The organism is Paenibacillus sp. J23TS9, from assembly GCF_018403225.1.
In the GTDB taxonomy this organism is placed as follows: domain Bacteria; phylum Bacillota; class Bacilli; order Paenibacillales; family Paenibacillaceae; genus Paenibacillus_AQ.
This window is the reverse complement of record NZ_BOSG01000001.1, coordinates 2,648,510-2,663,642: the sequence shown is the minus strand read 5'-3', so window position 1 is coordinate 2,663,642 and position 15,133 is coordinate 2,648,510. Positions and strand designations below refer to the sequence as shown.

General features: G+C 49.3%; 15 protein-coding genes. 11 read left to right on the top strand and 4 right to left on the bottom strand.

Annotated elements, in window-relative coordinates; all coding sequences use genetic code 11:
- Positions 1–59: 59 nt before the first annotated feature.
- Both smc and ftsY read left to right on the top strand, forming a co-directional pair.
- The gene (gene smc / locus KJS65_RS12540; RefSeq protein ID WP_213650094.1) at positions 60–3,629 is read left to right on the top strand and encodes a chromosome segregation protein SMC; all 3,570 of its coding nucleotides are present in this window, start codon (positions 60–62) and stop codon (positions 3,627–3,629) included.
- Between the two features lie 32 nt (positions 3,630–3,661).
- Positions 3,662–4,681: a signal recognition particle-docking protein FtsY gene (gene ftsY / locus KJS65_RS12535; protein WP_213650093.1), complete on the top strand. Its 1,020-nt coding sequence runs from the start codon at positions 3,662–3,664 to the stop codon at positions 4,679–4,681.
- A gap of 239 nt (positions 4,682–4,920) precedes the next feature.
- Here the strand turns inward: ftsY and KJS65_RS12530 are convergent, their stop codons facing one another.
- The 4 genes from KJS65_RS12530 to KJS65_RS12515 are packed head-to-tail and all read right to left on the bottom strand — an operon-like array spanning position 4,921 to position 7,653.
- Positions 4,921–5,124, bottom strand: coding sequence for a hypothetical protein (locus KJS65_RS12530; protein WP_213650092.1), 204 nt, complete (start codon positions 5,122–5,124; stop codon positions 4,921–4,923).
- A gap of 15 nt (positions 5,125–5,139) precedes the next feature.
- On the bottom strand, positions 5,140–5,562 hold the full coding sequence (locus tag KJS65_RS12525) for a hypothetical protein (RefSeq protein ID WP_244864505.1): 423 nt from the start codon (positions 5,560–5,562) through the stop codon (positions 5,140–5,142).
- 40 nt (positions 5,563–5,602) lie between these two features.
- Positions 5,603–6,604 carry a polysaccharide pyruvyl transferase family protein gene (locus KJS65_RS12520; RefSeq protein WP_213650091.1) on the bottom strand — a complete coding sequence of 334 codons (1,002 nt, stop codon included), beginning with the start codon at positions 6,602–6,604 and terminating at the stop codon, positions 5,603–5,605.
- A 29-nt stretch (positions 6,605–6,633) separates the two neighbouring features.
- Positions 6,634–7,653, bottom strand: a complete 1,020-nt coding sequence (locus KJS65_RS12515) for a glycosyltransferase (protein ID WP_213650090.1) — start codon at positions 7,651–7,653, stop codon at positions 6,634–6,636.
- 313 nt (positions 7,654–7,966) lie between these two features.
- On the opposite strand from KJS65_RS12515, the gene trhA reads away from it, so the two are divergent.
- From trhA to KJS65_RS12470, 9 genes are all read left to right on the top strand, one after another.
- Entirely contained in the window at positions 7,967–8,614 is a 648-nt protein-coding gene (trhA, locus tag KJS65_RS12510) for a PAQR family membrane homeostasis protein TrhA (protein WP_213650089.1), read from the top strand.
- A 161-nt stretch (positions 8,615–8,775) separates the two neighbouring features.
- Positions 8,776–9,132 (top strand): putative DNA-binding protein, encoded by a 357-nt coding sequence (locus KJS65_RS12505; RefSeq protein ID WP_213650088.1) that lies wholly within the window; start codon positions 8,776–8,778, stop codon positions 9,130–9,132.
- Positions 9,133–9,156: 24 nt separating this feature from the next.
- Entirely contained in the window at positions 9,157–10,539 is a 1,383-nt protein-coding gene (gene ffh / locus KJS65_RS12500) for a signal recognition particle protein (protein ID WP_213650087.1), read from the top strand.
- A gap of 49 nt (positions 10,540–10,588) precedes the next feature.
- Entirely contained in the window at positions 10,589–10,861 is a 273-nt protein-coding gene (rpsP, locus tag KJS65_RS12495; RefSeq protein WP_136604604.1) for a 30S ribosomal protein S16, read from the top strand.
- 22 nt (positions 10,862–10,883) lie between these two features.
- A complete protein-coding gene (locus KJS65_RS12490; RefSeq protein ID WP_160497070.1) occupies positions 10,884–11,114 on the top strand; it encodes a KH domain-containing protein in 231 nt (76 codons plus the stop codon).
- A 183-nt stretch (positions 11,115–11,297) separates the two neighbouring features.
- Complete coding sequence (gene rimM / locus KJS65_RS12485) at positions 11,298–11,816, top strand: ribosome maturation factor RimM (RefSeq protein WP_213650086.1); 519 nt, start codon at positions 11,298–11,300, stop codon at positions 11,814–11,816.
- 4 nt (positions 11,817–11,820) lie between these two features.
- On the top strand, positions 11,821–12,570 hold the full coding sequence (gene trmD, locus KJS65_RS12480) for a tRNA (guanosine(37)-N1)-methyltransferase TrmD (protein WP_213650790.1): 750 nt from the start codon (positions 11,821–11,823) through the stop codon (positions 12,568–12,570).
- A gap of 50 nt (positions 12,571–12,620) precedes the next feature.
- Complete coding sequence (locus KJS65_RS12475) at positions 12,621–13,976, top strand: dipeptidase (RefSeq protein ID WP_213650085.1); 1,356 nt, start codon at positions 12,621–12,623, stop codon at positions 13,974–13,976.
- Between the two features lie 189 nt (positions 13,977–14,165).
- Positions 14,166–15,122 (top strand): GNAT family N-acetyltransferase, encoded by a 957-nt coding sequence (locus tag KJS65_RS12470; protein WP_213650084.1) that lies wholly within the window; start codon positions 14,166–14,168, stop codon positions 15,120–15,122.
- The last annotated feature ends 11 nt before the right edge of the window (positions 15,123–15,133 follow it).

The following is a 15,133-nucleotide window of genomic DNA, read 5'->3' as shown; positions in this document are numbered from 1 at the left end:
TAAACTCCTACATAGCGCGGGGTTATGGTATTATAAGGTTTAGAGGTGATTTGGGAAATATGTTTTTGAAGCGGATTGAATTAGCGGGTTTTAAATCGTTTGCCGACAAGACTGAAATGGAGTTTGTCCGCGGCATCACAGCGGTCGTAGGTCCGAATGGCAGCGGCAAAAGCAACATTTCCGACGGCATCCGCTGGGTTCTTGGAGAACAAAGCGCCAAATCGCTGCGCGGAGGAAAGATGGAGGACATTATTTTTGCAGGAAGCGATGCGCGCAAAGCTGTTAATTTCGGCGAAGTGTCGCTGACGCTGGATAATGAAGACCATGCTTTGTCTCTGGACTTTAACGAGGTCACAGTTACACGCCGTGTGCATCGCAGCGGGGACAGCGAATATTTTATCAACAAGCAGTCCTGCAGGCTTAAAGATATAACGGAACTGTTCATGGATACCGGCATTGGCAAGGAAGCATACTCCATTATTGGACAAGGCCGGATTGAGGAAATATTAAGTACGCGGTCAGAGGATCGCAGAGGAATTTTTGAAGAAGCTTCTGGAATTGTAAAATATAAGTCCCGGAAAAAGGATGCGGTTCGCAAGCTTGATGAAACCGAGCAGAATCTGCTTCGTATCCATGACCTGGTGACTGAACTGGAGGATCAGATTGGTCCGCTCAAGGAACAGTCGGAAAAGGCGATCCACTATAAACAGCTGCGCGAGCAGCTCAAGAATAAAGAAATTTCACTTTATGTCTACCAAATTGAACAGATCCATGCGGCTTGGAGCGAAGCAAACGCCAAGTTATCCGTTTTGCAGGAGGAACAGCTGCAGCTATCCACCGTTGTATCAGCTCATGATGCCAAGCTGGAGAGTGACCGCGCAGCCCTGCGAAAGCTGGAGACAGAAGTCGAGACGCTGCAGGGTGAGCTGCTGCAATATAGCGAAGCTTATGAAAAAAGTGAAGGCTACGCGGAAGTGCTGCGTGAACGCAAACGTAATCTGGAAGCAAACCGGGAACAACTTGCAGGATCGCTAAATACCGGTGATGAGAGGTTTGAAGACAGAAAAGCGGAAATCGCGCTGCTGAAAACCAAGCTGGAGGCTTCCCAGGAGGAACTGAAGCAGCTGCGGGATCAGCTTTCTGTTGAAGAAGCCAAACTCGTTGGCATAACCGGGGGAATCAGCCAGCAGCAGGAGGAAAGCCTGAAGGGCAATCTCCTCGAGCTGATGAACCAAATGGCTCAGGCCAGGAACGAAATCCGTTATACGGATCAGCAGCAGGAATCACTCGCCCGCCGGATGAACCGTGCTGATGAGGAAACCGGCAAATGGGAAGGTAAGAAGGAAGAGCTGATGGGCCGCAAACAGCAGTTGGATGCGACTGTTGAAAAGCTCGGCCAGGAGATCCGCGATCTTCGCGGCAGCTACATAACCGAAAGCGAACGCTATCAGTCCATGCAGCGACTGCTTGATGAAAGTCAGGGCATGCTTCGTAAGTGGGAACAAAAGCGGGAAGCTCAAATCTCCCGCCGCGACACCATGAAGGAAATGGCGGATGATTTCGACGGCTTCATGCTGGGCGTTAAGGAAGTGCTGAAGGCTGCACGTAAATCCGTACTGAACGGTGTTCACGGAGCAGTCGCCGACTTGGTCCGGGTTCCGGAACGTCTGGAGCTCGCTGTGGAAACTGCGCTTGGGGCATCGCTTCAGCATGTGGTTATGGACAATGAGGCGGTATCGCGCCAAGCGATTGCCTTCTTGAAGCAGCGTCAGCTCGGCCGAGCAACCTTTCTGCCGCTGGATGTCATCCGTGCCCGGAATATTTCTTCCGGCGATAGTTCCATGGTAGAAGGTGTCGAAGGCTTTGTCGGTATCGCAGCCGATCTCGTCCAATATGATAACAAGTATGCTCCGGTTGTCGGAAGCCTGCTTGGCAATGTCATCCTGGCTGAAAGTCTGGAAGTTGCGAATAAAATCGCAGCCCGCTGCCAGTACCGCTACCGTGTTGTAACACTCGAAGGCGATGTGGTCAATGCAGGTGGTTCGATGACGGGTGGCAGTCAGCATAAGAAGAATAGCAGCCTGCTCGGACGCAAGCGCCAGCTCGACCAGCTGGATCAGGAGATTTCGGATACGGAAGCCCAGCTTCGCAAGCTGATTCAAAGCATCCAGGATGTGAAGTCCCAGCTGACCGAGACACAGGAGAAGCTGGACGAGCTTCGTCAATCCGGAGATGAAAAGCGGATCGAAGAACAGTCCCTGTCCGGCGATCTAAAGCAGCTGGAGCATGAGCTTCGGCATGTTCTTGAACAAGTGGAAACTGCAGGGCAGGAGAAAAGTGGCTTTAATGAGGAAAGTCAGGAGCTTCAGAAGACACGCGATGATGCGGTGAAGAAGCTTGCGCAGCTTGAAGAAGAAGAGAAATCGACGCATCAGGCGATACAGGCTGCCGAGTTCGCCCGCAAGGCAAGCGAGTCGGCTAAGGAGGAGCTCCAAACCCAACTTACCCAGCTCAAAGTACGCGAAGGCAAGCTGGATCAGGAATGCTTCTCTTGGGAAGAACAGCTGCGGCGGATGCAAAGCGATTTCAGCTCTCAGGATAAAGAATTGCGGCAGTCGAAGACTTTGCTGGCATCCATTGAAGCTGATCTGGAAACCAACGCGAAGGAATCCATCCAGCAAATTGAGGATCTTAACCGGTACAAGCTGAAGAAGGAGCAAGCCTCCGAACAGCTGGATTTCAAACGTGCTGCCCGTATGCAGCTTTCGAAGAAGCTGGAACAGGATGAAAGTGAAACGAAAGAGCAGCGTACCCGGCTCAAAGCCGTGGAAGATCAGCTTCGGCAAACGGAGATCGGGGTGAACCGGCTCGATGTGGAGCTGGAGAACATACTCAGGAAGCTGAGCGAGGATTACGAGCTGAGCTATGAGCTGGCCAAGATGAGATATCCGATTCCGGATGATGTTCCTGGCGTGCAGGCTGAAGTCCGTGAACTGAAGCGGGGCATCACTGCTTTGGGCGATGTGAACCTGGGAGCTATAGAGGAGTATCAGCGTGTCAACGAGCGTTACCTGTTCCTCAGTGAGCAAAAAGAGGATCTGGTTGAAGCCAAAACGACGCTGTATGAAGTCATACGGGAAATGGACGATGAAATGTCCAAGCGTTTCAAGGTCACCTTTGATGCCATCCGTCATGAATTCGGTACCGTATTTGTGAAGCTTTTCGGCGGCGGACGCGCCGATTTGGTGCTGCTTGATCCGGATCATCTGCTTGAGACGGGCATCGATATCGTCGCACAACCGCCAGGCAAAAAGCTTCAGAACTTGCAGCTGTTGTCCGGCGGTGAACGGGCTTTGACTGCCATGGCGCTTCTTTTCGCCATTCTTCAGGTCAAGCCGGTGCCGTTCTGTGTACTGGATGAAGTCGAAGCGGCTCTAGATGAAGCTAACGTCGTTCGATTTGCCCAATATTTACGGGAATTTTCCGAGCAAACGCAGTTTATCGTCGTTACACACCGTAAGGGCACGATGGAAGAAGCGGATGTTCTGTATGGAGTCACGATGGAAGAAGGCGGGGTATCCAAGCTGGTATCCGTCCGACTGGAAAATGAAGAAGCTGAAATAGCCTAACGGCAAAAATGCGATAGAGATGGAGGAGACATATGAGCTTTTTTAAAAAGCTGAAAGAGAGCATTTCCAGCAAAACAGAATCCGTCACGAACAAGTTCCGTGATGGACTGGAGAAAACCCGTAAAGGGTTTGTCGAGAAGGTGACCGACCTCATGGTTCGCCGTAAAAAGATCGACGAGGAATTTTACGAGGAACTTGAGGAGATTTTGATTGGTGCCGACGTGGGCGTGAACACGGTGATGGAGCTGATCGAAGATCTGCGCGCTGAAGTGAAAAAGCAGCGGATCGAAAATGCGGCTGAGCTGCAGCCTATTCTCTCCCAAAAGCTGATGGAATTGCTGCGCGGCGATGACGACAATGAAATTCGCATGAACCCGGATGGCATCACTGTTATCCTGTTCGTTGGCGTTAATGGCGTCGGGAAAACAACGACGATCGGCAAGCTTGCACACCGTTTCAAGCAGGAGGGCAAAAAGGTTCTGCTTGCTGCCGGCGACACCTTCCGAGCAGGGGCCATTGAGCAGCTCGAGGTATGGGGTGAACGTGCAGGCGTTGAGGTTATTAAGCAGCATGCAGGATCGGATCCTGCTGCAGTCATGTTCGATGCTGTGCAAGCTGCAAAGCAGCGCCAAGCGGATATCCTGATCTGTGATACGGCAGGACGCCTGCAGAATAAATCCAACCTGATGGAAGAACTCAATAAAATCTTCCGCGTCATCCAGCGTGAAATTCCGGGTGCGCCGCATGAAGTACTGATGGTGCTGGATGCAACCACTGGACAAAATGCACTGAATCAAGCAAAACTCTTTGGTGAGAAGAGTGGTGTTACAGGACTCGTGCTTACGAAGCTGGATGGTACAGCCAAAGGTGGTATTGTGGTAGCCATCCGCCAAGAGCTGAATCTACCGGTGAAATTTGTGGGCCTCGGCGAGAAAATGGAAGATCTGCAGCCGTTTGATTCCCAGCAATTCGTGCATGCTCTCTTTGCCGGGTTGATCCAGGAAGAAGAGCTGATTCCTGAGACCGAGAATCAGGATGAGCAGGAACAATAGGCAGCGAATTATACAAGACTTTGCCCATAGAGAAGCTCGTTTTCCATCATGGAGAACCGCTCTGCTGGTGCAAAGTCTTTTTTTGAACAGTTCCGGCTATTCTACTGTATGAGCAGGAGCATCCTGATCTCATTCTTTTTCTTTATGGAGAGTGGGAAACACCGAGTGAAGCCGGTATTTGAGTATTCTGAAAAGTCTATGGAAACACAAAAAGGATGGCAGGAATGCCATCCTTTTGTTCAATCGGTCAATACCCGTACAAACTCTATCGAACGAAGCGGAATAAGAGCAATTTCCCCCGGAGGACCGTACATAATGGGAGGTATTTTCATCATCAGGGAAGCCTTATTAACAGAAATCAGTGTACCGACGATCAGATCCCCCGATGTCATGATTTCAACCTCCGACCCTGTATAGCCCCGAACTAACTCTTTAAAATCCATGAACTGTTAACCTCCTTACTGAACCGAATTAATGTGGCTGAACGGGATGATCACCAGATCGCCGTTTGCTTCCCGAAGCTCAACCGCATCCGCAGCTACAGCGAGAATGATTCCCTGCAAAGATGTTCCGGTCGTTTCAATCCGAACCTTCATTCCGATTTTATGCTTAAGAAAAGTCTCAAGCTCCGGATTTTCCGTCAGCCCGGTGAGGAGCTGATCTTCCAGTTTTTCAACGCGAAGCTCAAGTGTCTCCAGTTTCTTGACCTTTTCTGAGAGCAGAAGAATCTGTTCCTTCAGGTAATGCAGCTGCTGAAGCCCCTCCTGAACATGATGCAGCTGTTTTTTCAGATGCTGGACTTCATGCTCCAAATGGTGAACCTGATGCTCAAGCTCCCGGATTGATTTGTATACATGACTGTTCTTCCAAAAGAACCACATCCACATATCTCCTCCTTATCGATTAATGGCTTTTGCTTTACTAAAAAGCTTCTATTTCTTTTTTGAGCGCTGCAAGCTGCCGCAAGCTGTCAAGCTCAGCTGATCGGATCGAGGCAGCCTGCAGTTTCACTTGGGAAGCACCATGCGCCAAAAATTCATCCACCCGGTTTTTGATTGTCTCAAAAGGCAGCAGATAGTCGCAGAAGTACTTTTCCATGCCAAAGGACTCGAGTAAACTCCAAACCTTATTCATCTTGCTCAGTGCAAAAACCGGTTTGCCTGCACGCAATGCTGCAATGGCGGGATGAAGCTTGTACGTGATCAAATAGTCCACATGCTGGATATAGTTATAGGTCAAGTCGAGCTCCATTAGCATTGGAAGCGTCTCGGCAGAGGCCTTGGGATTTAGCTCCTTGATCCGGGAGAGCAGCTTTTGACAGGTTGAGAGGTCTGAATACATGTTGGTAGGATGATTAATGACGGGGATAAAAAGCAAATGATACCCTTTTTTCAGCAAATGCTGTGAGAGCCGGACCATGTTTTCAAAAGGGAATGACGGGTAGGAGAACACGCATATCCCGATTGTAGGACGATTGGAATAAGCACGGACAGGGTAATCTTGTTCATCATAAGCAAACACAATATCCTGCGCATGCTGGACATGGGAATGAAACTTTGCTTTGGTCGCGATATCGGCTGACCTCTTGTCACGGAAAACGGCTCTGTTCGCCCTGCTGATATAGTCTCTGTAACGGTCGACCTGTTCTTTAGGCCATGTTTCTTCCGGATATTGATCTACGATGCCCACACCATAAACCCAAAGCGGATGATGGATAAGCTCCTTCGGAAAATAATAGGAATTGAAGGAATAAGGCGTAATCAAGTCCCCGCCTCCGACAATTACCCGGTTCACCTCGGATGGATTCATATAACCGTTCCACGGAAAGACGGTATGGTTATCGAAGATTTGCTGTAGGGTTCGCAAGAAAAGATCATCGCCGAAGTTACCCATACCGTAGTACCCGCAAACTGCAATCTTCACGGATTCATTCCTCCTTTTGTTTCTAAGCTTTAGAGTCCTTTCTGTTTCAGGACCTCCATAATAACGTTATGGGCGGCTTCGCCCCGGTCCAGCCAGCGATTAACGCGGGCAAACGACACTCTCTCCTCACGTAATGCCCGATCATCCGGACGGGAAAGCATGCCCCCGAGCTTCTCAATAAAATCAGCATGTGTTGTTGCGGTCGTGACGTAAGGCTCCATACGGATACATTCCGGCAGAGCGGTTGATAATACAGGCACACCTGCTGCCAGATATTCATAAGCTTTAACAGGATTTGTTGCGAGGGTAATGGGATGATATTGAAAAGGGATGATGGCCACATCAATATGCTGCAAATACTTCTTCAGCTCCTGATGGGGTTTTTCGCCCAGAATATGCACATTGGACAGACGCTTATAATCTGGGATATCACCATAAGACGCCCCGATGGATACGAACTGTACATCCGGAAAGGCCATTGCTGCTTTGGCCATCAATTCGTGATCCAGCCAGTAGGCCCAGGCACCGATATATGCAACGATTTTTCCGGAAGGCAAATCCTGCGGCCGTCCTGCTACAGGAATGTTGAAGAATCCTTCATCAGCGCCGTTCGGAATTAATGTCAGCGGCTTATCCGGATAGGCCAGAGAGAGTCTCATGCGGATATTCTCAGCTGTACATACCAAATGATCCGCGGCATCGACCATTTTAGGCTCATATTTAGCCCATTGCGGAAATTCATCACAACAGTCATAGACCACAGCATCGGGACTGTACAAGGAAGCAAGCCTTGTCCGTTGTCTGGCCCAGGTCGTCCACCCGATTACCGGCTGTGACTTCCTGAGATGGCGAAGCTTCTGTCTGACGAAGGCATGATGATCAGTGAACAAGAACACATTGGGCTCGGCTTCCACGAATTCCCGGTCCAGCGGCGCAAGATTTTCAAAGAAAACCTGATGCCCTTTGGCTCCCAGCTGAGTAAGAAGCTGCTGCGGTCGCTGCCTCATATAGGTCCAGTTCATCGTTTTGGGGTAGATAATGATTGCCACCGTATACATACCTCCTTTCTTGACATATCAGAAAATATAAATTCTGGGGTCCCCGCAAAGTACCTGAACAGACCTTCAGAGCAAGGCATCACTTTGTGGGGTGATCTTGTGAGTCATTGAACAATATATGTTCTGATGCTCGATTAGCTTGGATATAGTGACCATTTTTAATAGATTTAGTGATCAGCCTGTACAGAATATCCTGCTTTTGACCTTCTATCAGACATCCTGGAGCAGCTGGATTTGCGAGAGTGGAAAAGGAAGGGGAGGAAAGGTTATAATGTTAAGAAAAGAAACAATGAGAGGATTACTCATGGCAAATACACATACCTACAGTCGTAGGGAAGAAGTAGCCAATGCCATTACCCACGGAATCGGAGCGTTGCTCAGCGTAGTCGCGCTTGTGCTGCTTGTTGTCTTTTCGACGATGAAAGGAACGGCTTGGCATGTTGTCAGCTTTTCGGTCTATGGAACAACCATGCTGATTCTGTATCTGAATTCCACGTTGGTTCACAGTTTTAAAGAGGGCAAGGTTAAGGATTTGTTTGAAATTTTTGACCATTCCTCGATTTATCTGTATATTGCGGGTACGTATACGCCGTTTATGCTGGTTGCTGTACGCAGCCCGCTCGGATGGACCCTGTTTGGAACGGTCTGGGGCATCGCGATATTGGGCTGTTTATTCAAAGCCTTTTTTACAAAACGCTTCCTGTTCATGTCGACGATTTTTTATCTTTTGATGGGATGGATGATTGTCATCGTCTGGGGACCGTTGAATGCGGCGATCGCACCAGGCGGCATTGCTCTTCTTGCCGTAGGCGGTCTTTTATATACGCTGGGTACCATTTTTTACGTGTGGAGGGGATTCCCGTACCATCATGCGATCTGGCATTTGTTCGTCCTGGCTGGAAGCATCGTCCATTTTTTTGCGGTACTGATTTATCTGCTGCCATGGTCATAACAGCTTGATCTTGAAGCAGCGAAACGGCCGAAAGAGGACGTTGAAAAAAACAAAGGGAAGATGACAAGGATAAATGCTTGACATCTTTCTTTGTTTTTTGTATGATAATGAACGTTAATGAAGTGTAAAGTGTTTTTCCTTGACGAAGGGAGTGCCCCTGAATGAGTCAGGAGAATAGGCTCGAGAAAACGAACCGAATCAATCAGTTATTTGACTTTTATGAACTTTTGTTGACAGAGAAGCAGCAGACGTTCCTTAAATATTACTTTCATGATGATTTTTCCCTTGGGGAAATTGCGGCCGAGTTTGAAATCAGTCGGCAGGCAGTATATGAACACATTAAACGCGCCGAGCAAGTGCTTGAGCTGTATGAGGAAAAGCTCGGGCTATTAAAAAAGCATGACCGGCGTATACAAGAGCTGGCAAAGCTGCGTGGGCTGGTGAATGCCAGCGGTATGGAACAAGATAAGAAAACGAGCATAAATGAAATTGTAGATGTATTAGGAGCATGGGAATAAAGCAAATGAAGGAGGTGGCGGTCCATGGCATTTGAAGGATTGACTAGCAGGCTGCAGAATGTGTTCAGCAAGCTGCGCGGCAAGGGTAAGGTATCCGAAGATGATGTAAACGAGGCAATGCGCGAGGTGCGTCTTGCTCTCCTGGAAGCCGACGTCAACTTTAAAGTCGTCAAGGATTTCGTTGCCAAGGTGAAGGAGAAAGCCATCGGTACGGATGTGATGGAGAGCTTCACGCCTGGCATGGTGATCATTGACATTGTCAACAAGGAGCTCACCGAGCTCATGGGTGGAAGCCAGGCGAAGCTGGCAAAGGCGAACAAGCCGCCAACCGTGATTATGATGGTCGGTCTGCAGGGTGCAGGTAAGACCACAACTTCCGGCAAGCTGGCGAAGATGCTGCAGAAGCAGAACCATCGTCCGCTGCTCGTCGCAGGCGATATTTACCGCCCGGCAGCCATCAAGCAGCTTCAGGTGCTAGGTGAACAGATTAACGTGCCTGTATTCTCGCTGGGTGACAAGACAAGCCCGGTTGAAATTGCCAAGCAGAGCTTGCAGCATGCAAAAGACAACGGCCATGATTATCTGATTGTGGATACTGCCGGCCGGCTTCATGTCGATGAAGAGCTGATGGAAGAGCTGCGTCAGATTCACAGCGAGGTCAAGCCGGATGAAGTGCTGCTCGTTGTCGATGCGATGACAGGTCAGGATGCCGTCAACGTAGCGGATACGTTTAACAAACAGCTTGAGCTTTCCGGCGTGGTACTCACCAAGCTGGATGGCGACACTCGTGGCGGTGCGGCGTTGTCCGTCAAGGCCGTCACCGGCTGCCCGATCAAATTCGCTGCTCTTGGCGAGAAGATCGATGCGCTGGAACCTTTCCATCCGGAACGGATGGCTTCACGGATACTCGGAATGGGCGATATGCTGTCCCTGATCGAAAAGGCACAGTCTAACATTGACACCGAGAAAGCGAAGGAAATGGAGCGCAAAATGCGCAACGCCGAATTTACGTTCGACGATTTCCTGGAGCAGATGGAGCAGGTTAAAAAGCTCGGCCCAATCGATCAGATTATGGATATGATCCCCGGTATGGGCAAGCTGAAGCAAGCGAAGGACCTGAAGGTCGACGAGAAGCAAATGGGACGTATTGAAGCCATTGTTCACTCGATGACCAAGGCAGAAAAGCAGAGTCCGGACATCATCAACCATAACCGCCGCAAGCGGATTGCCACAGGCAGCGGTACCTCGCTGGCCGAGGTTAACCGCCTGATCAAGCAATTCGATGAAATGCGCCGGATGATGAAGCAGTTCTCGGATATGATGGGTCCAAAAGGACCAAAAGGTAAAGCTTTAAAACAGCTAAAAGGATTAGCCGGCAAAGGCGGAATGAAATTCCCGTTCCGTTAATGCCTGGGAATAGATGATATTATTTATTTTATTGAAGGAGGTGAATTTCGTGGCAGTACGTATTCGTCTGAAACGCATAGGTGCTCATAAGGCTCCTTTCTACCGCATCGTGGTATCGGATTCCCGTTCCCCGCGTGACGGTCGTTTTATCGAAGAAATCGGTTACTACAACCCGGTTCAACAACCGGCTGAAGTTAAAATCGATGAAGATAAAGCTCTTGCATGGCTCCAAAATGGTGCACAAGCATCCGACACCGTTCGCAACTTGCTTAGCAAAGCGGGCGTAATGAAGAAGTTCCATGAGCTTAAGCAACAGAAATAATGACTGATTGTGAGGGTTATCTATGGAAGAATTAGTTGGAGTTATTGCTAAGGCTTTAGTGGATCATCCCGAAGATGTCATCGTGAAGAAGGTGGAGAAAGACCACCTGGTTGTATATGAACTGACCGTGCATCCTGATGATGTGGGTAAGGTTATCGGCAAACAGGGCCGGATCGCCAAAGCGCTTCGCACGGTTGTCACTTCAGCAGCAGTCAAAATGGATAAACGCGTAACCGTGGATATTATATCTTAAAGGTATACGGAGGGGGTTAGGATGCATTTCCTAGCCCTTTTTTGATATATTAAGAAAGGGATATAAGCTTGCCCGGTCTTATATATTCAGAGGAAAACGCATGCCGCACCCGGGAAGGGCGTGGAGCGTTTTCTTTTCCGAACCTGAAGGTTTGGATATAGCAACGAATGCCAGGAGGAAGATATGCCGCAAATACTTATGAATGTAGGCAAAATTGTCAACACACATGGAATTAAAGGGGAGATTAAGGTGCTCCCCCACACGGACTTTCCGGAGGTTCGCTTCGCAGAGGGGAATGAACTTCTGTTAGTGACCGCTGATGGAAAGGCACCGATGCCCGTAATCGTTCAATCTTCCAGATTTCATAAGAACATGTACATCGTCAAGCTGGAAGGGTACGATAATATTAATGAAGTTGAGAAATTCAAGGGAAGCATGCTGAAGGTTACCCAGGAAGATGTAGTGGAGCTGCCTGAAAACGAGTACTATTTCCACCAAATTATTGGCTGCAAGGTTGTTACGGATGAAGGTAAAGAGCTTGGTGTCATTACCGACATTCTAATACCTGGAGCAAATGATGTTTGGGTGGTGCAGCCGACTAGCGGCAAAAGCATCCTTATTCCCGTCATTGATGACGTCGTTCTGGATGTCAACGTGAAGGAGCAGAAAGTGCTCGTTCACATTATGGAAGGGCTGCTGTAGCATGATGAAGGTGGATGTGCTGACTCTTTTTCCGGAAATGCTGGACGGCGTGTTCCGCTCAAGCATTCTGGGAAAAGCGCAGGAAAAGGACATTGTAAGCCTGAATGCGGTTAACTTCCGGGATTATTCGGGGAACAAGCATGGTACGGTGGATGATACTCCATACGGTGGTGGAGGCGGCATGGTGTTAAAGCCTGATCCGATTTTTTCCGCGGTCGAGGATTTGCTGTCCCAAACCTCCGCGCCGCCCCGGATCATTCTCATGTGCCCTCAAGGAGAGACCTTTACCCAACAGAAGGCAGAAGAGCTATCCGCGGAAGAGCATCTCATCTTCATCTGCGGTCATTATGAGGGCTATGATGAACGGATCCGCGAGCATTTGGTCACGGATGAGCTGTCGATCGGCGATTATGTGCTCACTGGCGGTGAATTGCCGGCGATGGTTGTCATTGATTCCGTCGTACGTCTGCTGCCGGGCGTGCTAGGAAATGAAACTTCTGCCGTAACGGATTCGTTCAGCACGGGGCTGCTCGAATATCCACACTATACCAGGCCTGCAGAATTCAGGGGTTGGAAAGTGCCGGATATCCTGCTGAGCGGCCATCATGCCAATATTGAGATTTGGCGCCACGAGCAGGCATTGAAGCGTACGCTGCAGCGCCGACCTGATCTGCTGGACAAAATCATACTTAGTGATCAGGACCGTAAGGTCATCAAGCGTTTGCAGCAGGAACAGCAGGAAAGCCGAAGTTAAACGGAGCTTTCCCGCTGTATTTTTGATATTACCATTTAAGGAGGATACCCATGGATTACAAAGGTTATTTTCAGGACAATAGAGACAAGCATTTGAATGAACTGAAGGAATGGTTATCCATTCCAAGCATTTCGGCTCTTTCCGAACACAAACCGGATGTCAAAAAGGCGGCAGATTGGCTTGCCGATACAATGACCCGCGCTGGACTTGAAAATGTCAAAATTCACGAAACCAAAGGACATCCGATTGTGTATGCCGACTATCAGCATGCCGAAGGCAAACCGACCGTCCTTGTATATGGACACTACGATGTACAGCCGGTGGATCCGCTGAATTTGTGGGAAACGCCGCCTTTTGAGCCGGCTATCCGCGACGGAAAGCTGTTTGCCAGAGGAGCAACAGACGACAAGGGTCAGCTATTCCTACATATCAAAGCAGTGGAGGCCATTCTTTCGCAGGAAAAGGAACTGCCTGTTAACATCAAGTTCTGCATCGAAGGTGAAGAAGAAGTATCGAGTCCGAATCTGCCGAGTTTCCTTGAAGCCAACCAGGACATGCTCCAGGCGGATGTAGTGCTCATCTCCGATACCTCGCTGCTTGAAAAAGGAAGACCGGCCATTTGTACGGGTCTCCGCGGTCTTTGCTCTCTGGAAGTTGCCTTGCACACGGCTAACACCGACCTGCACTCGGGAAGCTACGGCGGTGGCGTGCCCAATGCTCTGCATGCCCTGATCAGCCTGCTGAATTCCTTGCATGATGAAAAGGGTCGGGTAAGCGTTGAAGGCTTTTATAAAGGTGTGCTTGAATTGACACCGGAAGACCGGGAAGAATTCAAAAAGCAGTCCACCGATGAAAACAAGCTGAAGAAGGATCTGGGTTTGGACGAGCTGTTTGGCGAGGAAGGCTTCACCTTTGTGGAAAGAACCGGTGCCCGTCCTACGCTCGAGCTTAACGGCGTCTATGGCGGCTTCCAGGGCGAAGGCAGCAAAACCGTCATTCCGAAGGAAGCACATGCCAAAATTACCTGCCGTCTGGTTGGACATCAGGACCCGCAGGACATTCTCGACAAAATTGAGAAGCATATCAACAGCCATGTGCCAACGGGTGCAAAGGTGACTGTAGTGCAAATGGAAAAAGGAAATCCGTTTACCATTGATCCTTCCACGCCGATTCTCCAGAAGGCTGCTGATGCCTATGAGCAGGTGTATGGAACACGTCCCGTATTCACCCGCGACGGCGGATCCATTCCGATTGTTGAGACGTTCTCACGCGTGCTTGAAGCTCCTGTCGTCTGCATGGGCTTTGGTCTCCCGGATGAGAACCTCCACGCGCCTAACGAGCATTTTAACCTGGAGAACTTCGACCAAGGTCTTTTGACCATCGTAGATTTCCTCAAAAGAGTATAATATTGAAGGCAGACAAACTGCCGGCTTGCAAGGGGACTCCTTTGCTGCCGGCAGTTTGCTTTTTTGTTAATTTCTCTTAAATGGTTGATGCCGCTTCATATTTAAAATATAATTTCGGTATATGAAATAAAATTTTAAGTTTTTATTACTACTTTGAAATATTTATTCTAACTTCTGGAGGGACTTAACATGAACATGATTCCATTGGATGAGAAATGGCTTGAACCTATGTGTGAGCTTTGGAATGAGGAGCTCGGAGATCATTTCCCAATGCGCGAACAGCTTATGCGGCAAAATACATTTCAGGATGAGAACGTTTACTTGGACGGTTCCAAGCTTGCGGTCAGCGAAGATGGTGAGCTTATAGGATTCGTTATCGCGAAAAAATGGCAGGAGCAGCAGCGTGAAATGCGCTTAGGCGACGGCGGTGGCTGGATTCAGGCTATTCTGGTACGGAGCGATGCCAGAGGACAAGGAATCGGCAGCAGCTTGCTGGAGCAGGCAGAGAGAGCCCTCCGTGATGCAGGGGCAGAGCTGGCTTACATTGGAAGAGATCCATGGCATTATATTCCGGGGATACCGAAAGCCCTGCCTGACGCAAAGGCCTGGTTCGAGCGCAAGGGCTATGAGGTGTTGTATGAAGTATTTGACCTTGTAAATCAAACAAGCAAAGAAAACGGGCAGCGGCAGGAATACGTGGAAGGTGCATATTCACGGCTGCTGGAAGAAAAGGACAAGGAAGAGATGCTCCGCTTTTTCAAACGCTGCTTTCCTGGACGCTGGTATTATGAGGCGCAGTGTTACTGGGAACGCGGCGGACAAGGCCGGGAGTTCATGGGTCTATTTGCAGGCGATGAAATGATCGGCTTTTGCAGAGTGAATGATGCTGAATCCCCTCTGATTGCCCAAAACACATATTGGGCGCCTCTCTTTGACAGTCCTCTTGGAGGAATCGGGCCGCTTGGCGTGGATGATCGTTTCCGGGGAAAGGGTTATGGTCTTGCCATTGTTAAAGACGGCGTGGCGGAGCTGACAAATCGCGGCATGAAGCATCTGGTGATCGACTGGACTGAGCTTGTTGATTTTTACGCTAAGCTGGGCTTTTCGGTTTGGAAAGGGTATGATCTTGCCAAGAAAACATTATAATAGTCGTTTTT